The sequence below is a fragment of the Micromonospora sp. AMSO31t genome (assembly GCF_008868175.1).
GTDB lineage: Bacteria > Actinomycetota > Actinomycetes > Mycobacteriales > Micromonosporaceae > Micromonospora.
On sequence record NZ_WBKT01000040.1, the window covers coordinates 15,748 to 42,431 of the forward strand.

Sequence of the window (26,684 nt, forward strand, 5' to 3'; positions counted from 1 at the left end):
CCGCCGGCCGTCCCGGCGTCAGGCGGGGCGGCAGCCCGGGTCGGGGCCGCCGTCGGCAACCCCACAGGCGAACACCTCGACCGGCGGGGCGGCCACGTCGGGCACCCGGGCCACGGTGAGCAGCGCCAGCCGCCTGGCGACCGGCTCGCCGGAGTCCGGGGCGTACCGGATGAGGCCGCCCACCCCCAGGTAGCCGCCGGCGGCGTTCTGCCGCAGCACCTCGGCGTGCACCCCCACCGGGTTGACCGCCCGGGGGTCCCAGCGCCGGCCGGTGTCGGCGTGCCGCAGCCGGGCCGCGAGGCTCTCCAGCGCGCGCACCACCATCATGGAGGCGTCGTAGGCGAGGCTGACCCGCTCGCCGACGGGCGCGTTGGCGCCGTCGCGGCAGCGCGGCGGGTCGAGCAGGTCCTCCGCGCCGATCCAGGTGAGGAAGCTGCCCCGGGCGTCGTCGCGCCGGGCCTGCGCGGCCCGCAGCGCGGCACAGGTGGCCAGGGCGGCCTTCGACACGTACGTGACCGGCAGGTTGCCCGGGGCGCTGGCCCGCAGCCCCGGGTTGGCCATGTAGCGGTTCACCGAGTCGTCGGCGACCAGGTGGCGGGGCGGGTCGGCCCCGCACTCCTTGAGCGCCCGCAGGAACCCGTCGAACTCCGACCAGCGCCCGGCGAAGAAGAGCATCCCCTGGTAGCCGCACTCCTGGGTCATCCGCCGCCCGCTGCGCCACTCGTCCAGCCGGGTGAGCCGAGTGCCGAACCGCTCCCGCAGCCCGTCGACGAGGGTGGCGACGTAGAGGTCCTCGTCCAGCGAGCTGCCCTCGCCGGTGGTCCAGTAGACGTGCGCCTCACCGACCCGCAGCACCTGCCGGGCGTACGTCTCGACCATCCGGGCCTGCTCCCGGTTGGGCGCCGACATGGCCAGGTAGAGGCTGGAGTTGGCGTCCATCTTGTCGGCCGACAGGGTGGGCGCGAGCACCGGCAGGCCGACCCGGTTGAGTTCCCGCAGGGCCGACGCCGTGCTGGTGCGGCTGTCCACGAGCCCGACCACGCCGAGGACCGTCGGGTCGTCGCGGGCCAGCCCCTCCAGCAGCCGGACCGCGTCGCCGGCGTGCCGCATCTGCCGGCCGGCGTTGGCCACCACGATGTGCAGCAGCGCCGCGTCGTCGGCCGCCGCCGACTCCTTGAGCAGCGCGTACTGGGCGGTCGCCATGCCCTCCAGCTCCTCGCGCTCGGAGACGTAGGACTCCTCGTCGGCCCGGGTCCGGTTGCCGGTGAGGCTGCCCAGGTAGACCAGGGTCAGGTAGGGCCGGCGGTGGTCGCTGCGCCGCCACACCTCCTCGGCGGCCCGGTTCTGCGCGAAGATCCGCCGCTGCACCGCGCGGAGCCGGTCCTGCCCGGGCTCGCTGTTGAAGACCTGGCCGGCGGTGTCGCTGTAGCCGACGCACTCGCCGCCGACCAGCCGCACGCTCACCCGGTCGGTCGGCCAGGGGCGGCAGTCCGGCGCCCACCGACCGTTGGCCCACACGGCCACCCCGGCCAGCAGCACCAGGACCACGGCGGCCGGCAGGAACCGCCGTGACCACCAGGGCGGTTCCGGCGCGACCAACCCGGGCGGGGCCACGCCCACCGGGCCGCCGACGTCCTCGCCGTCGATCCGCAGCACCACGAGCCAGGCGCCGGCGCGGCGCAGCCGCCGGATCTCCGGCAGCGCCTCGGCCCACTCCTCGTACGCCTCCTCGGCCTGGACCACCGGCCGGGTCGCGGCCCGCTCCGGGGGCGGGCCGGCGGCGACCGCCACCACCAGCAACGGGTCGTTGCGGCCGGTCTCGTTGCGCACCTCGTCGAAAAGCCGGACCAGGGTGTGCCCGACGTTGTCCGGGCTCACCCCGTCGAGCAGCAGGACCGGGTAGGCCGTCCGCCGCCAGTCCCCCGGCCGCCAGAACCGCCTCCGGTACGCCTGCCGCAGGTCCTCCAGGAAGGCGTGCAGCAGCAGCTTCTCCACCTGGGCCGGGTGCTCGCCGTCGCGCCAGCCGGCGGTGAGCCGCTCGGCGAAGCCGAGGAACGTCACGGACTGCCGGGGCGCCAGATACTGCTGCCGCATGAACCAGCGGTACTGCCGTCCGAACACCGGCACCCGGCCGGAGACGGCGATCCGGAAGAGCACGCTGGGCATCGCCCGGCGCAACAGCCAGAGCAGCACCTGGAGCGCGGTGCCGACGGCCGAACCGCCGCCCACCTGCGGGTCGTCGCCGGCCCGCCGGCCCCGCCAGTCGCGCAGGCGGTGGACCAGCGCGGCCCGGCCGCTGTCCGCGGCGTCCACGCCGACGGCCAGGGTCTGGTGCATGAGCCAGTCGGCCAGCGGGTAGTGCCGGAACCGGAGCCGGGCCGCCCCGAACGCCTCCACGGAGAGCTGCCGGTGCAGCTCACGCAGCACTCCCGCGACGTCGTCGGGCCCCGGTCGGGCGGCCAGGTCCAGCACGGCGTGCGGCACGCGGCGCCGGTTGCCCTGGCCGACGAAGCGGCGCAGCAGGGCGCCTACGACGCCGTCCCCCGCGGGGCGGACCAGCCAGAGCAGGGGCAGCCGGCGGTCGCCGCGGCGGGGTCGCCGGAGCAGCCGCGCCAGCAGGGAGAGCAGTTCGAGGCCGCCCGCGGGGAGTTTCTCCCGGGCGGGCCGGGGCCGGGTCGCCGGTTCGCGCATCGTCACCTCCGAGCCACGACGGGTGTCGCACCATTGTCGACACCCGGCGCAACGCGGGGGAACCCGTGCGTCCCTCGTGGATCGTCCGGGTCAGCGAGGGGCGGCGAGGTGGCGCAGGCCGTCCAGGGCGATGGCGAGCACGCGGTCGCGCTGGGCGGGCTCGGGGAACTGGTACGCCATGATCCCGCTGACCAGCCGCACCACGTCGTCGAAGGTGGCGTCCGGCCGGGCCACCCCGGCCTCCTGGGCGCGGCGCAGCAGCGGCTCACCGGCGGCGTAGATCTCGGTGCGGCAGCTGCGGAAGACCGCGGAGTCGTGCACCAGCTCCTCGGCGAGGGCCCGCTTGGTGCCGACGTAGGCGACGAACCGGTGCAGCCAGGCGACCAGCGCGTCCCACGGGGGGCGGTCCGCCAGGTCGGCGGCGGAGGCGCTGAGGGCGCGCACCTCCTCGACGTAGACGGCCTCGAACAGGTCGAGTCGCTTCGGGAAGTTCCGGTAGAGCGTGCCGATGCCGACCCCGGCCCGCCGGGCGATCTCCTCCAGGGACGCGCCGGCGCCGGACTCCCCGAACACCTCCTGGGCGGCGGCGATCAGCGCGTCGTAGTTGCGGCGGGCGTCGGCCCGCTTCGGGCGCCGGGCGAAGACCTCGCCCAGCTGGTCAGCGCTGGCCATGACGGGCGTCACCCCTCTCCCCTTGCAAACGGAGGCACCCCTCCGCTACGTTAGTGGAGGCACCCCTCCGGAACTGACCGGAGCCTTGCCTCCGGATAGCGTACTCCGGCTTTCCCCGCCGATCCCACCCACCACGCGGTCGGCGAACCAGACATCGGACCCGGGAGGTCCCACCATGCCCGCAATCCGCTGAGAAACCTCGTGGGCCCGCCACCGTCGCCACCTCGCGCGAGCGGCCCTCGGAACACCCTTCCCACGTCCTGCGAACGGGAGCCCTTTTCCGTGATCGACACCGTCCGGCGTGACTCGCGCCGGTTGACCTTCCTCGTCCTCGCCGCCGGCGCCGGCTTCTTCGCGATGCTCCAGTCGCTGATCACCCCGGTGCTGCCCACCATCCAGCACGACCTGCACACCTCGCAGAACACCGTGACCTGGGTGCTGACCGCCTACCTGCTGTCCGCGTCGATCTTCACCCCGGTCCTCGGCCGGGTCGGCGACATGGTCGGCAAGGAGCGGACCCTGGTCGTCTCCCTCGCCGCGCTCGCGCTGGGCTGCCTGCTGGCGGCCGTCGCCCCGAACATCGGCATGCTCATCCTCGCCCGGGTCGTCCAGGGCATCGGTGGCGCGGTCTTCCCGCTCTCCTTCGGGATCATCCGTGACGAGTTCCCCGCCGCCCGGGTCAGCTCGGCCGTCGCGGCGATCTCGGCGATCGTCGCCGCCGGCGGCGGCCTCGGCGTCGTGCTGGCCGGGCCCATCGTCGCCACCCTGGGCTACCGCTGGCTCTTCTGGATCCCCATGGTGGTCGTCGGCCTCACCGCGCTCGCGGCGCACCGGTTCGTGCCCGAGTCGCCGGTGCGCACCCCCGGCCGGGTCAGCTGGCCGGGCACGATCCTCCTCTCCGGCTGGCTCGTCGCGCTGCTGCTCCCGGTGAGCAAGGGCGCCGCCTGGGGCTGGACGTCCGGCCGGGTCATCGGCCTGCTGGCGCTCGCCGGTGTGCTCCTGGTCGGCTGGCTGGCGGTCGAGACCCGCTCGGCGAACCCGCTCATCGACATGCGGATGATGCGCCTGCCCGCGGTCTGGACGACCAACCTGGTCGCCCTGCTCTACGGCGCCTCGATGTTCGCCGTCTACGCCTTCCTGCCGCAGTTCGTGCAGATCCCCCGCAGCGCCGGGTACGGCTTCGGCGCGAGCATCACCCAGGCCGGGCTGCTCATGCTGCCCATGCTGGTCGGCATGTTCGTGGCCGGCCTCGTCGCCGGCCGGCTGGCGGCCCGGTTCACCGCCAAGGCGCAGCTGACCACGGGCGCCGTGTTCAACGTGCTCGCCGCGGCGATGCTGACGGTCGCGCACGACACCCGCTGGGAGATCGGCGTGGCCGGCGGCCTGGTGGGGCTCGGCATCGGCCTGGCCTTCGCCTCGATGGCCAACCTCATCGTGGCCAGCGTGCCGGCCCGCCAGACCGGCGTGGCGACCGGCATGAACGCCAACATCCGCACCATCGGCGGCGCGATCGGCGCCGCGGTGGCCAGCAGCGTCATCACCGCCCACCCGCAGGCGAGCGGGCTGCCGCGGGAGGCCGGCTTCACCATGGGCTTCCTGCTGCTGACCGGCATCTCCCTCGCCGCCGCGCTGGCCGCCCTGGCGGTCCCCTCCGGCCGCCGGGCGGCGCGGGCACGGCACGGCCGGCCGCCGGCGCGGAGCACCGAGCCGGAGCTGACCGGCGAACTGGTGCCGGCGCGCTGATCGGGCCGGAGCCCGGGACCACCGCGTCCCCGGCTCCGGCGGGGCGGCCGGCGGTCCGGGTACGGGCCGCCGGCCGCCGTCGCGTCGGGTCAGCCGATGGCGGCGGTCAGCGCCGCCAGGTAGCCGTACCGGTAGCCGTCGGCGTCCGGGTGGTACGCCTCGATGAGCCCGCTGACGTCGTTGATCCACGGGTCGGCGCCGCACACGCCGTGGCCGGCGAAGAACGGCCGGGCGTCGACGAAGGTGGCCCCGGCCGCCCGGGCCCGGTCGGCGATCACCGTGGCGAGCAGGTCGGCGGCGTTGTTGAGGATGGTCCGCTTGTAGGTGCTCATGGCCAGCAGGCCGCACCAGCCGGTCTCGAACAGCCGTGGGTAGCCGAGCACCACGAGCCGGGCGTTGGGCGCCCGGTTCCGGATGGCGGCGTAGGTGTTGTCGAGCCGCCCGGGCAGCGTGGTGGTGGCGAAGGCCCGGCTCTCGTTGACGGCGTTCTCGCAGCTCGACGTGCTGCCGAAGCGGCAGCTCGTGATGACGTCGGCGAAGCCGGCGTCGTTGCCCCCGATGGTCACGGTGACCAGGGTGGTGCCGGTGCTCAGCGAGTTCACCTGGCTGCCGATCACGTCGGCCGTGACCGCGCCGCCGCAGGCCGGGAACCGGAAGCTGGTGACCCCGTGCGCGGCGGCCCACAGCGGGGCGTACGACTTCTGGCTGCGCAGGCAGGTCGAGAGGTCGTACGGGCCGGCCCCGACGCCGGAGGAGTAGGAGTCGCCGAGGGCGACGTAGTTGACGGTGGCCGCCCGGGCGACGCCGGGAACGAGCACGGCACCGAGGACGGCCGCGAGAAGTGCGGCCAGGGCGGTGCGGACGCGACGGGACATGACAGGACCTCCACGGGACAGGAGTGGTGGAGCCCGTTGACCGCGCGCGTGGCCAGGGGAGTCGGTGCTTGTTACTAGTCGGTAATGGTATCGAAACATTGCCATAAATTGAATAGCGTTCGCCCGCCTTCCGGGGCAGACGCGTTCATCGCCGTCGATTAGGTTTGGGGTGCGTACACCCCGATGGAGGGAGCCCACCTCGTGCGACGCGCTCTCACGGCGGCCATCGCCGCCCTGACCGTCACCACCGCCGGCACCGTCGTGACCGGCACCCCCGGCCAGGCCGCCCTACCGGGCTGGGGCCGGCCGAAGCCCGCGACGGCCGCCCCGACCCCGGGCAGCCCCGGGCTGGGCGACAGCTACTTCCCCGACTACGGCAACGGCGGCTACGACGTCGGCCACTACGACATCCGGCTGCGCTACGAACCGGCCACCGACCGGCTCAGCGGCACCACGACGATCCTGGCCACCGCCACCCAGGACCTGTCCCGGTTCAACCTCGACTTCCTCCTCGGCGTCGAGTCGGTCCGGGTCAACGGCTGGTCGGCAGCCTTCGCCCGGGAGGGCGTCCACGAGCTGGCGGTCACCGCGCCCCGGCCGATCCTCAAGGGACAGCAGCTCACCGTCGTGGTGAAATACGCCGGCATCCCGTCCGAGACGCTGGTCCAGGGCTACACGGGCTGGACCCGGGTCGCCGACGGCGCCCTCGCCGTCAACGAGCCCGAATCGGCCTGGTGGTGGTTCCCGAGCAACGACCACCCGAAGGACAAGGCCACCTGGGACATCTCCGTCTCGGTGCCCACCGGCCTCGAGGTGGTCAGCAACGGCGTGCAGCCGCGCGCCCCGCTGCCCGAGGCCGGCAACCGCACCCGGTGGAGCTGGCGCAGCGTGAAGCCGGGCGCCACCTACCAGGCGTTCCTCGCCATCGGGCAGTACGACATCGTCACCGACACCGCGCCGAACGGGCAGCCGGTGTCCAATGCGTACAGCACCACGCTGGGCGACCTCGGGCCGGCCGCCCGGGCCAGCATCGAACGCACCGCCGAGATCGTCGACTGGGAGAGCGGCGTGTTCGGGCCCTACCCGTTTGAGGCGCAGGGCGGCGTGGCCGGCCCCATCGACGGCATCGGCTTCGCCCTGGAGACGCAGACCCGTCCCGTCTACGGCCCCAGCTTCTGGCGGCGCGGCGCCAACACGTCCGTGGTGGTGCACGAGAACGCCCACCAGTGGTTCGGCGACTCGGTCTCGGTCGCCGACTGGCGCAACATCTGGCTGAACGAGGGCTTCGCCTCGTACGCCGAGTGGCTCTGGTCGGAGGAGCAGGGCGAGGGCACCGCCCAGGAGCTGTTCGACTTCACCTACGCCAGCTACCCGGCCGACTCGGAGTTCTGGCAGGTGCTTCCCGGTGACCCGGGGGCCGGCAGCATCTTCGACGACGCCGTCTACGACCGGGGCGCCATGGCGCTGCACCAGCTCCGCCTGGCCGTCGGCGACGAGGCGTTCTTCCGGATCCTGCCGGCCTGGACCGCCGCACACCGCTACGGCAACGGCACGATCGCCCAGTTCCAGGCACTCGCCGAGCGGATCTCCGGCCGGGACCTCGACGCGGTCTTCACGACCTGGCTGTTCACCGCCGGGCGCCCCGAGCTGGCCACCGCCGCGCGCCGGGCGCTCGCCCCGGCCCAGCCGAAGTCCTGGACGAAGATCCAGGAGGCCCACCGGCTGCTCAAGCACTGACCGGCACCGGTCGGGGCCTGCTCCATTGCCCAGGAGCGGGCCCCGGCCGGGTCAGGCCGGCACGGGACCAGGTGCGCGAACGCGAGCCAGTCGGTGCCGTAGAGCAGGAACGGGTAGCGCTCGCCGGTCTCGACGAGTCCCGTGTGGACCCGCTCGATCCAGGCCAGCAGCGCCGGGAACTGCCCGGCGAGGGGGTCCAGCGCCTGCAGCAGCCAGCGCACCTCCAGCTCCAGCGGGAACGCTGTCACGCCGCTGAGGAACAGACCCACCGCCACGACCAAGAGCCACCGGCGAATTCGCCGCAGGCGCACCTCGACGTCCATACCCGCAGCGTAGTGACGATCTTCGCGGCGCCGGGTCCCGTGCGAGATGACCTCGCTCACGGGACCCGGGCCCCGGCCCGGGGTCAGGCGGCGGGGCAGCCGTCGCGGTGCGCGAACGGCGACCGCAGGTCGGTCCAGCGGGAGCGGCGCCGGCCCCGGTGGGGCGCGCAGGCCGCGCAGTCCTGCGCCGGGCGGGCGGCCCGGCTGGACCGGAGCCGGCCGGTGCCCGGGCGCGCGCCGGCCGCGGCGCCGGGAAGCGCCACCGGGGACACGCCGGCCAGCACCCGGGTGAGCTGGTGCGCCAGCCGGCGCTCGCGCAGCCGGTCCAGGGCCACCCCGGCGGCCGCGGTGGCGACCGCCGTGACCGTGCCGGCCAGCACCAGGGTCTGGCGGGGGCCGGCGTGCTCGGCGAGCCAGCCGAGCAGCGGGGCGCCCACGGCCGCGGAGACCGAGCCGGTGACGGCCAGGGCGGCCAGCACCCGGCCCCGCATGGCGTAGTCGGTGTCGAGCTGGGCGCGGGCGCCGACCGTGGTGTCGATGACCACCGCCGCGGCGGCCACCGGCAGGATCACCGCGGCGAAGCTCAGCGTGCCCGGGGCCAGCCCGGCGACGATCTGCAACCCGCTGGCGAGCAGGCCGGCGCCGACCAGCACCGCGTAGCCGAGGTCCGCGCGGCGCGCCGCGAACAGGGCGCCCAGCACCGTGCCGACGGCGAAGACGGTGGAGAGCAGGCCGTAGCCGGACACGCCGCCGTGCAGCGGCCCGTCGCTCATGGCGGCCATGGTGACCTGGTAATTGCGGCCCAGGCTGCCGAGCACGAAGGAGAGGGCGAGGGCCACCAGCACCACCGGCTGGCGGCTCAGGTAGCGGAAACCGGCCCGGATGCCGCCGTCGACCGAGGCCGGGTCGGCCGCCGCCGGCCCGCCGGCGTGCCGCTCCCCCTCGCGTACGGCGAACAGCGCCACGACGACCGCGACGAAGCTGACCGAGTTCGCGGCGAAGAGCAGCGCGGGGCCGACCACGGCGACCACGACGGCGCCGAGGCTCATGCCGAGGATCCGCCCGGCGGAGTTGGTGAGCGAGCCGAGCGCCAGGGCGTTGCCGAGGCTCTCCCGGTCCACCAGCGTGGAGGCCCAGCGGCCCATCACCGGCCCCTCGATCGCCGACACCGCGCCGGTGGCCAGCGAGATCGCGAAGATCGCCGGGAGACCGCCGGTGCCGGTGAGGGCCACCACGGCGAGCCCGGCGGCGAGCAGCGCGTGGGCGGCCTGGGCGCCGATCAGCAGCGGCTTGGCGGGCAGCCGGTCGGCCAACGCGCCACCCCAGACGCTCAGCACCAGGGTGGGCAGCGCCTGGAGCAGGACGGTGAGCCCCATCGAGGTGGCCGACCCGGTTTCGGCCAGCACGTACCAGTTGACGCCCAGGACCTGCATCCAGGTCCCGATGACCGACACGAATCCGGCGGCGGCCCAGATCCGGTAGTTGCGGTGGCGCAGCGCGGCGAACGTGGCGCCGAGGGCCATGAGTGTTTCCCCGTCCAGACGGTGACACGACGAAGCCGGACCCCCGCGGGTCCGGCCAGCGCACAAGTCTGGCCGTGGTCAAACCTGCCGACGACAGTTGGTGAGAGGGTTCACGAACCGGGTCGGGCGGCCGGGGCACCCCGGGCACGAACCGGACCCGGACGCCACGACACCCCGGTCCGGGAGGGACCGGGGTGCCGGTGACGCGCCGGGTCAGCGGGCGGCGAGCGGCTGCTGTGCCGGGTCGACCGGCGCGGGCAGCGTTCCGGCCCCACCCAGGTACGCGTGGATGGCCGCGGCGGCGGCCCGGCCCTCGGCGATGGCCCAGACGATCAGCGACGCGCCCCGGTGCATGTCCCCGGCGACGAACACGCCGTCGCCGCTGGTCTGCCAGTCGGGGCGGGCGTCGACCGCGCCCCGGCCGTTGCGGGTCACCCCGAGCTGGCCCAGCAGGGGCTGCTCCTCGGTGCCCTCGAACCCGATGGCGAGCAGCACCAGGTCGGCCGGGATCTCCCGCTCCGAGCCGGGCAGCGCCGTGACGATCCGCCGGCCGTCCACCTTCTCGACGGTCACCTCGGCGATCCGGACCGCGCGGACCTGGCCGGTGCCGTCGTCGACGAACTCCTGCACCGCCACGGCGAAGACCCGCTCGCCGCCCTCCTCGTGCGCCGGGTAGCTGCGCAGCACCCACGGCCACGTGGGCCACGGGTCGCGCTCGGCGTCCCGGTCGGCCGGGGGCTCCGGGTAGAGGTCGAGCTGGTGCACGCCGGCCGCGCCCTGGCGGTGGGCCACGCCCAGGCAGTCGGCGGCGGTGTCGCCACCACCGATGATCACCACGTGCCTGCCGGCCGCGTCGATCGGCGTGCCGTCCGGGAGCGTGGCCGGGGCCGGCCGCCCCGCACCCGCCGCCGCGACGACGCGGTTCGCGGCCACCAGGTGCGCCATGGCCTGGTGTACGCCGCGCAGCGCCCGCCCCGGCGTCTCGGGGGTGTCCCGGCCCTGGAGCGCGCCGCAGGCGAGCAGCACGGCGTCGTGTTCGGCGCGGAGCTGCTCGGCGGTGACGTCCACGCCGACGTTCACCCCGGTGCGGAAGCGCACCCCCTCGGCGGCGAGCTGGGCCAGCCGCTGGTCGATGTGCCGCTTCTCCAGCTTGAAGTCGGGGATGCCGTAGCGGAGCAGGCCGCCGAGGGCGTCGTCCCGCTCGTACACGGTGACGGCGTGACCGGCGCGGGCGAGTTGCTGCGCGGCGGCGAGCCCTGCGGGACCGGAGCCGACCACGGCGACCGACCTCCCGGTCGGGGCCGGCACCGGCTGCGGGCGCAGGCCGCCCCGGGTCACCGCGGCGTCGGCGATCTCCACCTCAACCTGCTTGATGGTGACCGGCTGCTGGCCGCCCAGGCCGAGCACGCAGGCCGCCTCGCAGGGCGCCGGGCAGAGCCGGCCGGTGAACTCGGGGAAGTTGTTGGTGGCGTGCAGCGACTCCACGGCGGCGTCCCAGCCGCCGGTGCGGACCAGGTCGTTCCAGTCCGGGATGCGGTTGCCGAGCGGGCAGCCGTCGTGGCAGAACGGGATGCCGCAGTCCATGCAGCGGGTGGCCTGCTCGCGGATCAGCTCCTCGCCGGCCGGCGGGTAGACCTCCCGCCAGTCCATGATCCGCACCGGGACCGGGCGGCGGGCGGGCAGCCGCCGGTCGTAGCGCAGGAAACCGTTCGGGTCAGGCACGAGCCACCTCCTGGGCGACCGCCCGCGGGGCGGGCGGCACGGACGCGGCGGAGGCCGCCGGCGGAGCCCCGGCGGCGGCTGTCGCCGCCAATGCGCTCATCACCGCGTCGTCGACGTCGTGGCCGGCGGCTTCGGCGGCCCGCATGATCTCCAGCACCCGGCGGTAGTCCCGGGGCACCACGGCGGTGAACTCCTCTACCGCCTCCGGCCAGCGCTTGAGCAGCTCCTCGGCGACCGCCGAGTCGGTCTCGGCGAAGTGCCGCTGGACCAGCTCGTGCAGCCGCTCCCGCTCCTGTTCGCCCAGCGGCGACAGGTCGACCAGCTCGGCGTTGACCAGCCGGCGGTCCAGCCGGTGCACGAACGCCGTGCCGCCGGACATGCCGGCAGCGAAGTTGCGCCCGGTCGGACCGAGCACCACCACCGTGCCGCCGGTCATGTACTCGCAGCCGTGGTCGCCGACGCCCTCGACGACGGCCAGCGCGCCGGAGTTGCGCACGGCGAACCGCTCGCCGACCCGGCCGCGCAGGAAGACCTCGCCGCCGGTGGCGCCGTACAGGATGGTGTTGCCCGCGATGATCTGGTCCTCGGCGCGCCCGCCGGCGTCGGCGTCCGCGCCGGCGAACGGCGCGGCGGCGTCCGGGCGGACGACGAGCCGCCCACCGGAGAGGCCCTTGCCCACGTAGTCGTTGGCGTCGCCGTGCAGGCGCAGGGTGACCCCGCGCGGCAGGAACGCGCCGAACGACTGGCCGGCGGTGCCCCGCAGCAGGAACTCGACCGTGTCGTCGGGCAGCCCGGCGCCGCCGAACCGGCGGGTCACCTCGCCGCCGAGCATCGCGCCGACGCTGCGGTGCTCGTTGCGCACCGCCACCTCGACCCGGACCGGGGTGCCGTCGCGCAGCGCCGGCTCGGCCAGTGCGATGAGCTGGTTGTCCAGCGCCAGCTCCAGGCCGTGGTCCTGGGCCCGGATGCCGCGCCGGGCCGCGCCCTCGGGCAGTTCGGGCAGGTGCAGCACCCGGCTGAGGTCGAGCCCGTGGCCCTTCCAGTGGTCGATGGCGCCGGCGACGTCGAGCAGCTCGGTGTGCCCGATGGCCTCGGCGATGCTGCGGAAGCCCAGCTCGGCCAGGTAGCCGCGGATCTCCTCGGCCAGGAAGAGGAAGAAGTTCTCCACGAACTCCGGCTTGCCGGTGAAGCGCTCGCGCAGCACCGGGTTCTGGGTGGCGATCCCCACCGGGCAGGTGTCGAGGTGGCAGACCCGCATCATCACGCAGCCCTCGACGATCAGCGGGGCGGTGGCGAAGCCGAACTCCTCGGCGCCCAGCAGCGCCGCGACCAGCACGTCCCGGCCGGTCTTGAGCTGGCCGTCGACCTGCACGGTGACCCGGTCGCGGAGCTTGTTGAGCAGCAGCGTCTGCTGCGCCTCGGCCAGGCCCAGCTCCCAGGGGGTGCCGGCGTGCTTGAGCGAGTTGAGCGGGGAGGCGCCGGTGCCGCCGTCGTGCCCGGAGATCAGGATGACGTCGGCCTTGAGCTTCGCCACGCCGGCCGCCACGGTGCCCACCCCGACCTCGCTGACCAGCTTCACGTGCACCCGGGCGGCCGGGTTGACGCACTTCAGGTCGTGGACGAGCTGGGCCAGGTCCTCGATGGAGTAGATGTCGTGGTGCGGGGGCGGGGAGATCAGGCCGACGCCCGGGGTGGCGTGCCGGGTACGCGCGATCCACGGCCAGACCTTGTTGCCGGGCAGCTGGCCACCCTCGCCGGGCTTCGCGCCCTGGGCCATCTTGATCTGGAGGTCGTCGGCGTTGACGAGGTATTCGCTCGTGACGCCGAACCGGCCGCTGGCGATCTGCTTGACCGCCGAGCGGCGCCGCGGGTCGTGCAGCCGCTCGACGTCCTCGCCGCCCTCGCCCGTGTTGGACTTGCCGCCGAGGCGGTTCATGGCGACGGCCAGGGTCTCGTGCGCCTCGGCCGAGATCGACCCGTACGACATGGCGCCGGTGGCGAACCGCTTGACGATCTCGCTGGCCGGCTCCACCTCGTCCAGCGGGACGGGCGGGCGCAGCCCGGTGCGCAGGGTGAACAGCCCGCGCAGCGAGCCCGCCCGGGCGGCCAGCTCGTCGACCTTGGCGGTGTACTGCCGGAACACGTCGTACTGGCGGCTGCGGGTGGCGTGCTGGAGCAGGAAGACCGTCTCCGGGTTGAACAGGTGCAGCTCGCCCTCGCGGCGCCACTGGTACTCGCCGCCGACGTCCAGCCGGTCGCTCGCCCGGGCGCCCGCGGGCGGCCAGGCCAGCGCGTGCCGGGCGGCCACCTCGGCGTGGATCTCGGCGAGCCCGATGCCGCTGATCGTGCTCGGGGTGCCCCGGAAGTAGCGCTGCACCAGCCGGGTGTCCAGGCCGACCGCCTCGAAGACCTGCGCACCGCAGTACGACGAGACCGTCGAGATGCCCATCTTGGACATGATCTTCAGGACGCCCTTGCCGAGCGCCTTGACGTAGTTGCGGATGGCCGTGCCCGGCTCCATGCCGACCAGCCCGCCCGTGGCGATCATGTCCTCGACCGACTCGAAGGCCAGGTACGGGTTGACCGCCGCCGCGCCGTACCCGATCAGCACGGCCGCGTGGTGCACCTCCCGGCAGTCGCCCGACTCGACGATGAGCGCCACCTGGGTGCGGGTCTGCTCCCGCACGAGGTGCTGGTGCACCGCGGCGGTGAGCAGCAGCGACGGGATCGGGGCCAGGTCGGCGTTGGAGTCCCGGTCGGAGAGCACCAGGATGCGTACGCCGTCCTCGATGGCCTCGGAGACGTGCCGGCAGATCTCGGTGAGCCGGGCCTTGATGCCGGCGCCGCCGTCGCGGACCCGGTAGAGCCCGGAGACCCGGACCGCCTTGAAGCCGGGCAGGTCGCCGTCCTCGTCGATGGAGAGGATCTTGGCCAGCTCGTCGTTGTCGATCACCGGGTACGGCAGCACGATCTGCCGGCAGCTCGCCGGGCCCGGGTCGAGCAGGTTGCCCTCCGGGCCGATGGTGGACGCCAGGCTGGTCACCAGCTCCTCGCGGATGGCATCCAGCGGCGGGTTGGTGACCTGGGCGAAGAGCTGGTGGAAGTAGTCGTAGAGCAGCCGCGGCCGGGTGGACAGCGGCGCGATCGGGGTGTCCGTGCCCATCGAGCCGATCGGCTCCGCGCCGTTGCGGGCCATCGGGGCGAGCAGGATCTTCAGCTCCTCCTCGGTGTAGCCGAAGGTCTGCTGCCGGCGGCGTACCGAGTCGTGGGTGTAGACGATGTGCTCGCGCGGCGGCAGGTCGTCCAGCTCGATGATGCCGGCGTGCAACCACTCCCCGTACGGGCGGGCGGCGGCCAGCTCGGTCTTGATCTCGTCGTCCTGCACGATCCGGCCGTTGACCGTGTCGACCAGGAACATCCGGCCCGGCTGGAGCCGGCCCTTCGCGACCACGGTGGCCGGGTCGAGGTCGAGCACGCCCGCCTCGCTGCCCAGCACCACCAGGCCGTCGGCGGTCCGCCACCAGCGGCCCGGGCGCAGCCCGTTGCGGTCCAGCACCGCGCCCACGATCTCGCCGTCGGTGAAGGCGACCGAGGCCGGGCCGTCCCACGGCTCCATGAGGCTGGCGTGGAACCGGTAGAAGGCGCGCTTGTCGGCGCGCATGTCCGGGTCGTTCTCCCAGGCCTCGGGGATCATCATGAGCACCGCGTGCGGCAGGCTCCGCCCGGCCAGGTGCAGCAGTTCGAGGACCTCGTCGAAGTTGGCCGAGTCGGAGGCCGCCGGGGTGCACACCGGGAAGATCCGGCGGATGTTGCCCGGCAGGTCCGGGCTGCGCAGCAGCGCCTCGCGCGCCTGCATCCAGTTCCGGTTGCCGCGGATCGTGTTGATCTCGCCGTTGTGCGCGATGAACCGGTACGGGTGGGCCAGCGGCCAGGACGGGAACGTGTTGGTGGAGAACCGCGAGTGCACCAGCGCGATCGCGCTGACCACCCGCTCGTCGGTCAGCTCCGGGTAGAACGCCGGGAGCTGGTCCGGGGTGAGCATCCCCTTCCACACCATGGTCCGGCCGGACAGCGACGGGAAGTAGGCCGGCACGCCCCGCTCGGTGGTCTCCCGCTCGACCTGCTTGCGCAGGCAGAACGCCACCCGGTCCAGGTCCAGCCCGGTCAGCGGGGAGCCGGCCGCACCGGCGGGCGCGTCGGTGAGCCGGTGCGCGGCCAGGAACAGCTGCCGGACCCGGGGCATCGCCGCGAGGGCGGTCTCGCCGAGGCCGGCCGGATCGGTCGGCACCTCCCGCCAGCCGAGGATGTCGGCGCCCTCGACCAGCGCGTACTTCTCCACCACCCGGCGGGCCCGGGCCTCGGCCGCGTCGTCGTCGGGCAGGAAGACCAGGCCGGTGGCGTACTGGCCGGCGGGCGGCAACGGGAAGTCGACGACCGCGCGCAGGAACGCGTCCGGCACCTGGATCATGATGCCCGCGCCGTCACCGGTGTTGTGCTCCGCGCCCCGGGCGCCCCGGTGGTCCAGCCGGCAGAGCGCCCCGAGACCGTTCGCGACGACCTCGTGCGAGCGCCGCCCGTGCAGGTCGGCCACGAAGGCCACGCCGCAGGCGTCGTGCTCGTGGGCGGGGTCGTAGAGCCCCGTGGTCCGCGGGGCCGGCTGGGGGCTGAGAGGGTACGGAAAGGCCACCGGGCCTCCTGTCGTCACTCAGGTTGGAACATGGTGGGGACGACGTCGGCCCTCGGGGGTTTTATTGAGTCTACGTTAGGGCGTCCGGCGCAAGGCCAGTTCAGATTGATCACACTTCCAGCATCTGGGACATGTAGTCTCGCGCGGTGGATGTCGTACGCACTGACGTGCTCGACCGGTTGGAGCGTTTCTACGACGCCGTGCCCCGCGACGGGGCGCGGACGGAGGAACACGGCCCCCTCGTGCTGTTCGTCCGCGAGGGCGCCGGTTGGCCGTTCTACGCCCGCCCCCGGCTGGACGCCACCGAGGCACCCGCACTGGCCGACGTGACCGCCGTCCGGGCCCGGCAGCGGGAACTGGGCCTGCCGGAGGCGTTCGAGTGGGTGCACGAGGTCACCCCCGACCTGCTGGCGGTGGCCCGCTCGGCGGGGCTGCACGTGCTGGAGGCGCCGCTCATGGTGCTGGAGTCCGACCGCCTGCCCGACCCGGCGACGTTCAGCGACGTACCGGTGCGGGTGCTCGACCCCCGCGACCCCGGCTTCGCGGCGGACGTGGCGCTGCGCCGGGCCGTCGCCGCGGTGGGCTTCTCGCACGGCGGCACCGCCCGCGGCGAGGCCGGCCCGGCCGAGCGGGACGCCGCGGTCTCCCGCCTGGACGTGGCCGCCCTCGACGAGGAGGCGGTCCGCATCGTCGACGGCCGGCGCGTCTCGGTGCTCGCCGGCACGGCGGACGAAGGGGCGCTGGCCAGCGGGATGGCCATGCGGGTCGGCGACGTCGCGGAGATCGCCGGGGTGGCCACCCTGCCGGCGGCCCGCCGGCGCGGCCTGGGCGCGGCCGTGACCGCCACCCTGGCCCACCGGCTGCTCGCCGCCGGCACCGACCTGGTCTTCCTCTCCGCCGGCAGCGAGGAGATCGCCCGGGTCTACCTGCGGGTCGGCTTCCGCCGCGTGGGCACCGCCTGCATCGCCGAGCCCACCGCCGTGATCGGCTGACGGCCGCCCGTCACACCGTCGGTCGGGGACGGCGCCGTGCCGCACCCGCGCGGCGTGGTCAGGCCGGCGGCTGCCAGGAGGCGGCGGCCGTGGCCGCCGTGTTGCGCAGCCGCGGGCTGATCGTCCCGAGCGCGGCGTCCCGGGCGCGCAACGCCAGCCGGCCCCGGGTCTGGAGCACCGCCGACATCCGGCGGGTCTGCCGCACCATGGTGGCCGCGCGGGGCCGCCGCAGCCGGTCGTAACCGGCCACCGCGTCCGGGAGCCGGGACTCGCGCAGCAGCGCCGACAGGGTGGCCGCGTCCTCGAAGGCGAGGCAGGCGCCCTGCCCGAGGTGCGGCGGCATGGCGTGTGCCGCGTCGCCGAGCAGCACCACGCCGCCCGGCCCGGCCGGGAACCCGTACGCCCGGGGCAGCGGGCGCAGCTCCCGGATCTCCTGCTGCACCAGGTCCGCCGGGTCGGTCGCGTCGAGCAGCGTGGCGATCGGCGCGGGCCAGCCCGCGTACCAGCGCTTGAGCAGGGCCAGCTGGGTCTCCGGCGGCTCGGGTCGGGGCGCGCCGGCGGCGGTGGCCACCCAGTAGATGCCGCCCCGGCGGGAGGCGCCCGCGGTGCCCCGGTCACCGAGGGAGGCGGCCACGAAGCGGTAGCCGGCGCCCAGCGTCTCGCCGTGCACCGGCTGGTCGTCGGGGAGCTGCGGGGCCCGGTACCAGGGGATCACGGCCCGCCACGCGGCGCAGCCGGAGCTGACCACGGCCGTCTCCGGGGCGAGCTGCCGGCGGATCTCGCTGTCGGTGCCGTCGGCCGCGACCACCAGGTCCGCCTCGACGGTGTGCCGGCCGTCGCCGACCGCGGGACGTTCGCCGGGAGCCGCCCGCACCGTCCGCACGCTCACCCCGGTGCGCAGCTCCACCTGGTCGCCCAGCCCGGCGATGAGCGCGTCGTGCAGGTCCTCCCGGTGGACCACCACCGGCATCCGCTCCGCCGGCGTGGGGCGGGGTTGCACCAGCCAGTGCCCGTCGGGGCGGCGCACGCCGCCGTCGGGCAGCGGGGTGGCGATCGCGTCCAGGCCGGCGCCGAGGCCGAGGGCGCGCAGCGCGCGTACCCCGTTGGGCCAGAGCACCACGGCGGTCGTCTCCGGACGGACCCGGTCGGCCCGTTCGAGGAGGGTGACCCGCCAACCGGACCGGGCCAGCGCCCCGGCCGTCGCCAACCCGCCGAGGCCGGCGCCGACCACCACCGCGCTCCGCATGACTCCCCCGCTCAGCTGTCCCGGTCGGCGGGGCGGGCGCCGCCGGCGCCGGCCCGGTCCTCGTCCGGCCGCGCCTCGCCGGCCGGCTCGCGCTCCGCGCTCTGGGCGTCGGTCGCGGCCCGCTCGGCCGCGCCGCTCGCAGTCCGGTCCGTCTCGTCGGTCGCGTCGGTCTCGTCGCGATCGGTCGCGTCGGTCACGTCGCGGTCGGTCGCGTCGGGGTCGGCCTCGTCGGTCGCCGGCGGCTCCTCGGCCGGGACCTCGCCGGTCTCCCGGTACGTGCGGAACTGCTCCTCGGACACCACCCGGTAGCCCTCGGGCGCGACCGGCTGCGCCCCGGCCTCCCGGGCGGAGAGGTCGACCTGGGACACGTCGCCACCCGCGGGCGGGACCGGGGTGGCGGGCGCGCCGACCGGGATCAGGTATTCGCGCGGGCCGCGCACCCGCAGGAAGTACACCAGCGCGCCGAGGAAGACCAGCGCCGCGGTCCACACGTTGAGCCGCAGGCCGAGGATGTGGTTGGCCTCGTCGGTGCGCATCAACTCGATCCAGAACCGGCCCGCCGTGTAGCCCATCACGTAGAGGGCGAAGGCACGGCCGCGGCCCAGCCGCAGCTTGCGGTCGAGGACCACGACCAGCGCGGCGACACCGATGTTCCACAGCGCCTCGTAGAGGAAGGCCGGGTGGTAGAGCCCCGGCTGGAGGACCGGGTTGCCGGCGTCGTCGCGGAGCGCGTGCCCCGGATTGTCCGGGTCCATGACGTGGACCTCGAGGCCCCAGGGCACGCTGGTGCGCCCGCCGTAGAGCTCGTTGTTGAACCAGTTGCCGAACCGGCCGATCGCCTGGGCCAGCGGCAGCCCCGGCGCCAGCGCGTCGGCCACCACGGCGAACGGGATGCCCAGCTGCCGGGCGGCGAACCACGCGCCGACCGCGCCGCCGGCCACCGCGCCCCAGATGCCGAGGCCGCCCTCCCAGATGGCGAACGCCTTGAGCGGCTGGCCGTCGGCGCCGAAGTATTTCTCCGGCGACGTGATCACGTGGTAGATCCGGGCGCCGATGATGCCCGCGGGCACCGCCCAGACGGCGATGTCGAGCACCGCGCCCGGAGCGACGCCGCGGCGGCGCAGCCGGTACTCGGTGACCACGCAGGCCACCACGATGCCGACGATGATGCAGAGCGCGTACGCCCGGATCGGAACCGGACCGAGCTGCCAGACGGCGGTGCTGGGGCTGGGCAGGGCCGCCAGGGGGGTCATCGGGGCGAGGGTCACGGGTGCACACGGTACCGGTGCGGACCGTGCTCGCGGCACCCCGGTCGCCCGGGTTCGCGGGTCGGATGACTTCTGGTTTGCGCGGCCGTAGGCTCTTTGTCCATGAGCGCGCTCACCTGGGCGGTCGCCGCGGTCGTCACCGACCCCTCCGGCCGGGTGCTGCTCTGCCGGCAGTCCGGCGGCGGGCGTCGCTGGGCGCTGCCCGGTGGGCGGCTGCGCCGCGACGAGAGCCCGCCCGCCGCCGCGCGACGCGAGATCCGCGCCGAGACCGGCTGGGAGGTCGAACTGGTCGACCTGGTCGGCCTCTACCGGCTCGGCGACCCCGCCGCGTCCCCGCCCGCCGCCGGCCACTGCGGCGCCCTGCCCGACGTGCTGGTGCACGTGTTCCGGGCCCGGACACTCGCCGCGACGCCCGCCGGCACCCCGGCGGGCGGCTGCCACCTCGACTGGCATGCGCCGGACGCGCTGCCCGAGGCGCTCACCCCGACCACCCGCGCCGCCGTCGCCGACGCCCTGGCCGGTCGCTCCGGCGTCCTCCGCGACCCGACCCAGGACACCGGGCCGGCCGGCGCGGCGGCGCCCCCGCCCGAACAGCGGTCCGGCGGCGAGCTGGGCACCACCCGGCGCTGACGCTCCCCGTGAGCGGAGGCGAGGAGCCGTCGTGCAGGACAACGACGCGCGCCGGGGGCGCCGGCCGCGACCACCGCGCCGCACGAATCGCGGACGTCCCGGGCAGGCCGACCCCCGGGTAGATCCGCGAGCGCCTGTCGAGCTGATGACGCAAACGACTCAAGCCCGCGTTGCCCGGCGGCCGGGCGGCGGAGGTGAGGTGCGCTGTCGCCAACGACTCAACTCGACAGGCAGTCCCACACCATCACCGAGGCACGGCGCCCGCACGGGCCGGACCGATGGCTCCGCACAAGAACGGCGGGATGGCGGCATCGGCGAGCGCCGGACGCCACCACGTCGGCGAGCTGGCGTGGAGCGAGGGAACAGCGGCCGTCAGCGGGCCGGGTTGCGGACGCCTTCGGCGAGTTCGGCGCTCAGGGCGCGCAGGGCGGTCAGGCCGGCCGCCTGGTCGGGGGCGTCGAGCACGCAGCGGACCAGCGCGCTGCCGACGATCACCGCGTCGGCGTACCCGGCCACGGTGGCGGCCTGGGCGCCCGTGCCCACGCCCAGCCCGACGCCGACAGGCAGGTCGGAGACCTCGCGCAGCCGCGACACCAGGACCGGGGCCGCCTCGGAGGTCTGCGACCGCGCGCCGGTCACGCCCATGATGGCCGTGGCGTAGACGAAGCCGCGGCAGTGCCCAACGGTCATCGTCAGCCGCGCGTCGGTGGAGGACGGGGAGACCAGGAACGTCCGGTCCAGGCCGTGCGCCTCGGAGGCGGCCAGCCACTCGCCGGCCTCGTCGGGGATCAGGTCCGGCGTGATCAGGCCGGTGCCCCCGGCGGCGGCCAGGTCGCGGGCGAACGCGTCGACGCCGTACTGCTCGATCGGGTTCCAGTAGGTCATGGTGACCACCGGCGCGCCGGTCGCGGCCACCGCCTCGATGATGCGCAGCGTGTCCGCGGTGCGGACGCCGCCGGCCAGGGCGATGTCGCTGGCCTTCTGGATGACCGGGCCGTCCATCACCGGGTCGGAGTAGGGGATCTCCACCTCGATGACGTCGACGCCGGCCTCGACCATGGCGGTCATCGCGGCGATGCTGCCCTCGACGGTCGGGAAGCCCGCCGGCATGCAGCCGACCAGCACGGCCCGCCCGTCGGCCCGGGCCTTGTCGAAGGCGACCCCGATCCGGCTCACGCTCTCACTCCTTGTCGAGGATGCCGAAGTATGCGCCGGCGGTGTGCACGTCCTTGTCCCCCCGGCCGGAGAGGTTGACCACGATGACCGGCTCCCGGCCCAGCTCGGCGGCCAGCTGCGGGGCGATCGTCCGGGCGCCGGCGAGCGCGTGCGAGCTCTCGATCGCCGGGATGATGCCCTCGGTGCGGCAGAGCAGCTCGAAGGCGGCCATCGCCTCGTCGTCGTCGACGGGCAGGTAGGTGGCCCGCCCGCTGTCGTGCAGCCAGGCGTGCTCCGGCCCGACGCCCGGGTAGTCCAGGCCGGCCGAGATCGAGTGCGACTCGATCGTCTGGCCGTCGGAGTTCTGCAGCACGTACGTCCGGGTGCCGTGCAGCACGCCCGCCGAGCCGCCGGTGATGCTGGCCGCGTGCCGGCCGGTCGCCACGCCCTCGCCGCCGGCCTCGAAGCCGTAGAGGCGCACGCCGGTGTCGGGCACGAAGGCGTGGAAGATGCCGAGCGCGTTGGAGCCGCCGCCCACGCAGGCCGCGACCGCGTCCGGCAGCCCGCCGGTGAGGTCGAGGCACTGCTGGCGGGCCTCGACGCCGATGCCGCGGACGAAGTCCCGAACCATCTCGGGGAACGGGTGCGGGCCCGCGGCGGTGCCGATCAGGTAGTGGGTGCTGTCGACATTGGCGACCCAGTCCCGCATCGCCTCGTTCATCGCGTCCTTGAGCGTGCGCGAGCCCGTGGTGACCGGGACGACGGTGGCGCCGAGCATCCGCATCCGGGCGACGTTGAGCGCCTGCCGCTCGGTGTCCACCTCGCCCATGTAGACCACGCATTCGAGGTCGAACAGGGCGGCGGCGGTGGCGGTGGCGACGCCGTGCTGGCCGGCGCCGGTCTCCGCGATCACCCGCTGCTTGCCCATCCGCTTCGTGAGCAGCGCCTGGCCGAGCACGTTGCGGACCTTGTGCGCGCCGGTGTGGTTGAGGTCCTCCCGCTTGAGCAGGACCCGGGCGCCGATCTGGGCGGAGAGCCGCCGGGCCTCGTAGAGCAGCGAGGGGGCGCCGGCGTAGTCGCGCAGCAGGGCGTCGAACTCGGCGAGGAAGCTCTCGTCGGTCATCGCCTTCCGGTACGCCGCGTCCAGCTCGTCGAGCGCCGCGACCAGCGCCTCGGGGACGAAGCGGCCACCGAACCGGCCGAAGTGACCGGCGGCGTCGGGAAGCTGGCCGGCCGGGGCCGCGGCGTCAGTGCTCATCGCGGGAGTCCTCTCGCTGCGTCTCGGGGCCCGGTGGGGTCAGCGCACCGGGCGGGGCGTGGCCGGGTGGTTGCCGGCGTTGACCAGCTCGGCGACCGCCTCGCGAGGGCTCTTCTGGGTGACCAGGCCCTCGCCGACCAGGACCGCGTCGGCGCCCGCCGAGGCGTACCGGATGAGGTCGTGCGGGCCGCGCACGCCGGACTCGGCGATCTTGACGACGCTGCTCGGCAGGCCGGGGGCGATCCGCTCGAACACCGAGCGGTCGACCTCCAGGGTACGCAGGTCACGGGCGTTGACGCCGATCACCTGCGCGCCGGCCTCCATGGCGCGGTCGGCCTCCTCCTCGTTGTGCACCTCGACGAGCGCGCACATGCCCAGCGACTCGATCCGCTCCAGCAGACCGACCAGGACGTTCTGCTCCAGCGCGGCGACGATCAGCAGCACCAGGTCGGCGCCGTGCGCGCGGGCCTCGTGCACCTGGTAGCTGGAGACCACGAAGTCCTTGCGCAGCACCGGCACGTTGACCGCGGCACGCACCGCGGCCAGGTCGTCCAGCGACCCGCCGAACCAGCGACCCTCGGTGAGCACGCTGATCGCGCGGGCGCCACCGGCGGCGTAGTCGCCGGCCAGGTCGGCGGGGTCGGCGATCTCGGCCAGCCGCCCCTTGGACGGCGACGAGCGCTTCACCTCGGCGATCACCGCCACGCCGGGCCGGCGCAGCGCCGCGTACGCGTCCAGCGGCGGCGGCGCGGCGGCGGCCAGCTCGCGGATCCGCTCCAGCGGAACCTGTTCCTGTCGCCGGGCCACGTCCTCGCGCACGCCGGCCAGGATCTCGTCGAGCACGCTTACGGACGCCGCCGGACCGGCCTCGTCCCCCTCCGCGTGCGCATGCTCAGCAGTCACCAACGGACTCCCCTCTCCGGGTGTCATGGGCCGATGCTAGGGGGCGCCACCTGGACGCAAGTGCCCGGGGGTATGGCGCTCCTCACGAAATGGGCTGTGGCATGATGGCCGACTTCGGGTGAACGCGGTGTCACGCAGCGCCATCGCGCCCATCGACCGGCGTCACCCGGGCGCGTCCCGCGCCCCCGGCCACCATATCGACCGCCACCCATGACCTATCTCACCACGACGCCCCGCTCCGCGCAGGAGAGCGAGGCTTGTCGATGTTGTGAGCAAGCTCAAGGCCGAACGGCCCTGCCCAGGTCGGGCCGGTTGCCGCAGAGTTGACAGGCGTTTCACGGCGGCGAAACGTGAGCCCGGCAGCATCTTCCTCGGGCAGACTCGATGAGGCGGCTGCCGACCGTCGCCAACGATCTCGTGCGGGGTGACCATGAGCGCCAACGGGCCGAACCAGAGCCTCGATTTCACCACCATCTCCCGGAGCGTCGCGTCGCTCGCCGTCGGCGTGGTGCACACGCTGGAACGCGCCATGGCCGGCGACGGCCGGATGCGCACCGCCCGGGGCAACGCCTGGGAGGCGGTCTGCGCCGACCGGGCGCGCGCCGCGCAGCGCCGCGAGCTGGACCGCCTGGTGGCCGAGCTGGCCGCCGCCCGCGCCGCGGCCCGCGAGCGCCGGGACGCGCGCGACGCCCAGCCGGTGAGCTGACCCGGCGGGCGCCGCGACCCGCAGCCGGTGAGCGGCGGCGCCGGGACGGGCGCCGGACGGTCAGCGGACCGTTGGGTCCTCGCCCCGGTCCAGCGCCTCCCAGGCGTCCCGGGTGCCACGCTCGACCGCCGGCCGGTCCTCACCCGCGGGTTCCGCCGGCCGCCCCGGCCGCCGCTCGTAGCGGGCGCCCATCGCGGGCCAGTCGCCGCCGCGCAGCGCCGTGAGCAGCCCGCCGGCCAGCAGGACCAGCCCGCCCACCAGCACCAGCGCCGGCCACTGCCGGCTCACCCCGGACTCGGTCAGCCCGTAGCCGCCACCGGCAGCCACACCCAGCCCCAGCAGGGCCAGCAGGCCGCCCAGCAGCCGCCGGACCCGCCCCCGGGTGGCCAGCACCGCGCCGCCGCCAGCCAGCCCGACGAGGGCCAGCGCCGACACCCAGGGCAGCAGCTCCGCGCCGGTGCGGGCATGCCGGCTGGGCGGCAGCGAGCCGCGGGCGGTCAGCTCGACCGACCAGGTCCGGGTCACCGCCCAGAACGCCAGGCCCGCGCCGGCCAGGCAGAGCAGCACGGCGTACGTCAGCTCGCGCCGGCCCCGCGCGGCGGGCGCGCCCGTCGACCCGCTCATCGGGCGGGCCGCAGCGTCTCGGCGGCGGCGATCGCGGCGAGCACGGCCGCGGCCTTGCTGCGGGTCTCCTGGTCCTCGGCGGCGGGATCGGAATCCGCCACGACACCCGCCCCCGCCTGCACGTAGGCGCGGCCCTCGCGGATCAGCGCGGTGCGGATGGCGATGGCCATGTCCAGGTCGCCGCCGAAGCCGAAGTAGCCGACCGTGCCGCCGTAGAGGCCGCGCCGGACCGGCTCCAGCTCCTCGATGATCTCCATGGCCCGGACCTTGGGCGCGCCGGAGAGGGTGCCGGCCGGGAAGGTCGCGGCGAGCGCGTCGAAGGCGGTGCGGTCGTCGCGCAGCTCACCGACGACCGTGGAGACGATGTGCATGACGTGGCTGTACCGCTCGATGGTGGCGAACTCCGGCACCTCGACCGTGCCCGGCCGGCAGACCCGGCCCAGGTCGTTGCGGCCCAGGTCGACGAGCATGACGTGCTCGGCCCGCTCCTTCGGGTCGGCGAGCAGCTCGGCGGCGAGCCGGGCGTCCGCCTCGGGTGAGCCGCCGCGCGGCCGGGTGCCGGCGATCGGGTGCAGCAGCGCCCGGCGCTCCCCGTCCGCGCCGGTGCTCACCTTGAGATGGGCCTCCGGCGAGGAGCCGACGATGTCGAAGCCGTCGAAGCGCAGCAGGTACATGTACGGGCTGGGGTTCGTGGTGCGCAGCACCCGGTAGACGTCGAGCGGGTCGGCGTGGGTGGGGCGCTCGAAGCGCTGGCTGAGCACGATCTGGAAGCACTCGCCGGCCCGGATCGCCTCCTTGGCCGCCTCCACCGCCTTCGGGTAGCCGCCCTCCGGGGTGCGGCTGACCACCTCGCCGACACCGGGTCGGGCGACCGTCGAGATCATGGGCGGGATCGGTCGGGACAGCGCGGTGGTCATGGCGTCCAGCCGGCCCACCGCGTGGTGGTACGCGGCGGCGACCAGCGACTCCCGGTCCGGCGCGTCGAGCGGGGGCAGCACCGCGTTGGCGACCAGGATCGCCGAGCCGTCGTAGTGGTCGAGCACCACGAGGTCGGTGGCGAGCATCATGCCCAGCTCGGGCACGTCGAGTTCGTCCTCGGTCAGCTCGGGCAGCCGCTCGAAGCGGCGGACCAGGTCGTACCCGAGATAGCCGACCATGCCGCCGGTGAGCGGCGGCATGCCGCTGGACGGGTCCCAGGCCGGGCCGGCCAGCGCGGCGACGGTCTCCCGGAGCGCGGCCACCGGGTCGCCGGTGGCCGGCACCCCGGCGGGTGGCTCGCCGGCCCAGACCGCCGCACCGTCCCGCTCGGTCAGCGTGGCGCTGCTGCGCACCCCGATGAAGGAGTAGCGCGACCAGGCCATGCCGGCCGAGCCGACGCCCTGCTCGGCGGACTCCAGCAGGAACGTGCCGGGGCCGCCGGCCAGCTTGCGGTAGACGCCGACCGGGGTCTCCGCGTCGGCGAGCAACCGCCGGGTGACCGGCACGACCCGCCAGCGGGCCGCCAGGCCGGCGAAGGCGGCCTGGTCCGGACTGACCGTGCCGTCGGTCATGAGGTGGCCTCCGGGGCGCTGACCGGGAGCTCGGTGAAGAAGCAGGTGCGGTGCCCGGTGTGGCAGGCCGCCCCGACCTGCTCGACGCTGACCAGCAGCGCGTCGCCGTCGCAGTCCAGGGCGACCGAGCGGACGTACTGGTGGTGGCCGGAGGTGGCGCCCTTGACCCAGTACTCCTGGCGGCTGCGCGACCAGTAGGTGGCGCGGCCGGTGGTCAGGGTGCGGTGCAGCGCCTCGTCGTCCATCCAGGCGACCATCAGCACCTCACCCGAGTCGTGCGCGCGGACCACCGCGGCCACCAGGCCGTCCGGGGAGCGGCGCAGCCGGGCCGCGATGGCCGGGTCAAGCCGGGAGGGGCGGGCCGGCTGCGCCGCTCCCC

The 26,684-nt window shown here is 74.9% G+C and carries 19 protein-coding genes and 1 pseudogene; 5 read left to right on the plus strand and 15 right to left on the minus strand.

The window, feature by feature from the left end; genetic code table 11:
- Positions 1–18 precede the first annotated feature (18 nt).
- Positions 19–2,691: a hypothetical protein gene (locus tag F8274_RS12125; protein ID WP_151462398.1), complete on the minus strand. Its 2,673-nt coding sequence runs from the start codon at positions 2,689–2,691 to the stop codon at positions 19–21.
- A 90-nt stretch (positions 2,692–2,781) separates the two neighbouring features.
- Complete coding sequence (locus tag F8274_RS12130) at positions 2,782–3,363, minus strand: TetR/AcrR family transcriptional regulator (protein WP_192579802.1); 582 nt, start codon at positions 3,361–3,363, stop codon at positions 2,782–2,784.
- 282 nt (positions 3,364–3,645) lie between these two features.
- On the opposite strand from F8274_RS12130, the gene F8274_RS12135 reads away from it, so the two are divergent.
- Positions 3,646–5,106, plus strand: coding sequence for an MFS transporter (locus F8274_RS12135; RefSeq protein ID WP_151462400.1), 1,461 nt, complete (start codon positions 3,646–3,648; stop codon positions 5,104–5,106).
- Between the two features lie 89 nt (positions 5,107–5,195).
- Here F8274_RS12135 and F8274_RS12140 read toward each other — a convergent pair whose 3' ends face one another.
- Positions 5,196–5,981 carry an SGNH/GDSL hydrolase family protein gene (locus F8274_RS12140; protein ID WP_151462401.1) on the minus strand — a complete coding sequence of 262 codons (786 nt, stop codon included), beginning with the start codon at positions 5,979–5,981 and terminating at the stop codon, positions 5,196–5,198.
- A gap of 201 nt (positions 5,982–6,182) precedes the next feature.
- On the opposite strand from F8274_RS12140, the gene F8274_RS12145 reads away from it, so the two are divergent.
- Positions 6,183–7,718 carry a M1 family metallopeptidase gene (locus F8274_RS12145; RefSeq protein WP_151462402.1) on the plus strand — a complete coding sequence of 512 codons (1,536 nt, stop codon included), beginning with the start codon at positions 6,183–6,185 and terminating at the stop codon, positions 7,716–7,718.
- Positions 7,719–7,783: 65 nt separating this feature from the next.
- Here F8274_RS12145 and F8274_RS31940 read toward each other — a convergent pair.
- The 4 genes and pseudogenes from F8274_RS31940 to gltB all read right to left on the minus strand — a co-directional run.
- A pseudogene (locus F8274_RS31940) lies at positions 7,784–8,089 on the minus strand (hypothetical protein); the annotation flags it as partial.
- Positions 8,090–8,124: 35 nt separating this feature from the next.
- A complete protein-coding gene (locus F8274_RS12155) occupies positions 8,125–9,564 on the minus strand; it encodes an MFS transporter (RefSeq protein ID WP_225853746.1) in 1,440 nt (479 codons plus the stop codon).
- Between the two features lie 213 nt (positions 9,565–9,777).
- Positions 9,778–11,286 carry a glutamate synthase subunit beta gene (locus F8274_RS12160; RefSeq protein ID WP_151462403.1) on the minus strand — a complete coding sequence of 503 codons (1,509 nt, stop codon included), beginning with the start codon at positions 11,284–11,286 and terminating at the stop codon, positions 9,778–9,780.
- On the minus strand, positions 11,279–15,973 hold the full coding sequence (gltB, locus tag F8274_RS12165; protein WP_151462404.1) for a glutamate synthase large subunit: 4,695 nt from the start codon (positions 15,971–15,973) through the stop codon (positions 11,279–11,281). Before gltB ends, F8274_RS12160 begins: the two co-directional genes overlap by 8 nt.
- Positions 15,974–16,119: 146 nt before the next feature.
- On the opposite strand from gltB, the gene F8274_RS12170 reads away from it, so the two are divergent.
- A complete protein-coding gene (locus tag F8274_RS12170) occupies positions 16,120–16,965 on the plus strand; it encodes a GNAT family N-acetyltransferase (RefSeq protein WP_151462405.1) in 846 nt (281 codons plus the stop codon).
- A gap of 58 nt (positions 16,966–17,023) precedes the next feature.
- Here the strand turns inward: F8274_RS12170 and F8274_RS12175 are convergent, their stop codons facing one another.
- Positions 17,024–18,211 (minus strand): NAD(P)/FAD-dependent oxidoreductase, encoded by a 1,188-nt coding sequence (locus F8274_RS12175; RefSeq protein WP_151462406.1) that lies wholly within the window; start codon positions 18,209–18,211, stop codon positions 17,024–17,026.
- 11 nt (positions 18,212–18,222) lie between these two features.
- Positions 18,223–19,479, minus strand: a complete 1,257-nt coding sequence (lgt, locus tag F8274_RS12180; protein WP_151462407.1) for a prolipoprotein diacylglyceryl transferase — start codon at positions 19,477–19,479, stop codon at positions 18,223–18,225.
- 102 nt (positions 19,480–19,581) lie between these two features.
- Here lgt and F8274_RS12185 point away from each other — a divergent pair, with 102 nt between their 5' ends.
- On the plus strand, positions 19,582–20,109 hold the full coding sequence (locus F8274_RS12185) for an NUDIX hydrolase (protein WP_151462408.1): 528 nt from the start codon (positions 19,582–19,584) through the stop codon (positions 20,107–20,109).
- Between the two features lie 372 nt (positions 20,110–20,481).
- On the opposite strand, the gene trpA is transcribed toward F8274_RS12185, so the two are convergent.
- Genes trpA through trpC form a run of 3 tightly spaced genes read right to left on the minus strand, consistent with a single transcriptional unit; the run spans position 20,482 to position 23,365 of the window.
- Positions 20,482–21,285, minus strand: a complete 804-nt coding sequence (trpA, locus tag F8274_RS12190) for a tryptophan synthase subunit alpha (RefSeq protein ID WP_151462409.1) — start codon at positions 21,283–21,285, stop codon at positions 20,482–20,484.
- A 4-nt stretch (positions 21,286–21,289) separates the two neighbouring features.
- Positions 21,290–22,522, minus strand: coding sequence for a tryptophan synthase subunit beta (trpB, locus tag F8274_RS12195; protein WP_151462410.1), 1,233 nt, complete (start codon positions 22,520–22,522; stop codon positions 21,290–21,292).
- A gap of 39 nt (positions 22,523–22,561) precedes the next feature.
- Complete coding sequence (gene trpC, locus F8274_RS12200; RefSeq protein ID WP_192579804.1) at positions 22,562–23,365, minus strand: indole-3-glycerol phosphate synthase TrpC; 804 nt, start codon at positions 23,363–23,365, stop codon at positions 22,562–22,564.
- Between the two features lie 490 nt (positions 23,366–23,855).
- On the opposite strand from trpC, the gene F8274_RS12205 reads away from it, so the two are divergent.
- Positions 23,856–24,131 carry a hypothetical protein gene (locus F8274_RS12205; RefSeq protein WP_151462412.1) on the plus strand — a complete coding sequence of 92 codons (276 nt, stop codon included), beginning with the start codon at positions 23,856–23,858 and terminating at the stop codon, positions 24,129–24,131.
- A gap of 60 nt (positions 24,132–24,191) precedes the next feature.
- On the opposite strand, the gene F8274_RS12210 is transcribed toward F8274_RS12205, so the two are convergent.
- The 3 genes from F8274_RS12210 to hisI all read right to left on the minus strand — a co-directional run.
- The gene (locus F8274_RS12210) at positions 24,192–24,755 is read right to left on the minus strand and encodes a Trp biosynthesis-associated membrane protein (protein ID WP_151462413.1); all 564 of its coding nucleotides are present in this window, start codon (positions 24,753–24,755) and stop codon (positions 24,192–24,194) included.
- Positions 24,752–26,305 (minus strand): anthranilate synthase component I, encoded by a 1,554-nt coding sequence (locus F8274_RS12215; protein ID WP_151462414.1) that lies wholly within the window; start codon positions 26,303–26,305, stop codon positions 24,752–24,754. Before F8274_RS12215 ends, F8274_RS12210 begins: the two co-directional genes overlap by 4 nt.
- Positions 26,302–26,684 (minus strand): phosphoribosyl-AMP cyclohydrolase (hisI, locus tag F8274_RS12220; RefSeq protein ID WP_151462415.1); only part of this gene is annotated, 383 nt, incomplete at its 5' end. The genes F8274_RS12215 and hisI, both read right to left, overlap by 4 nt.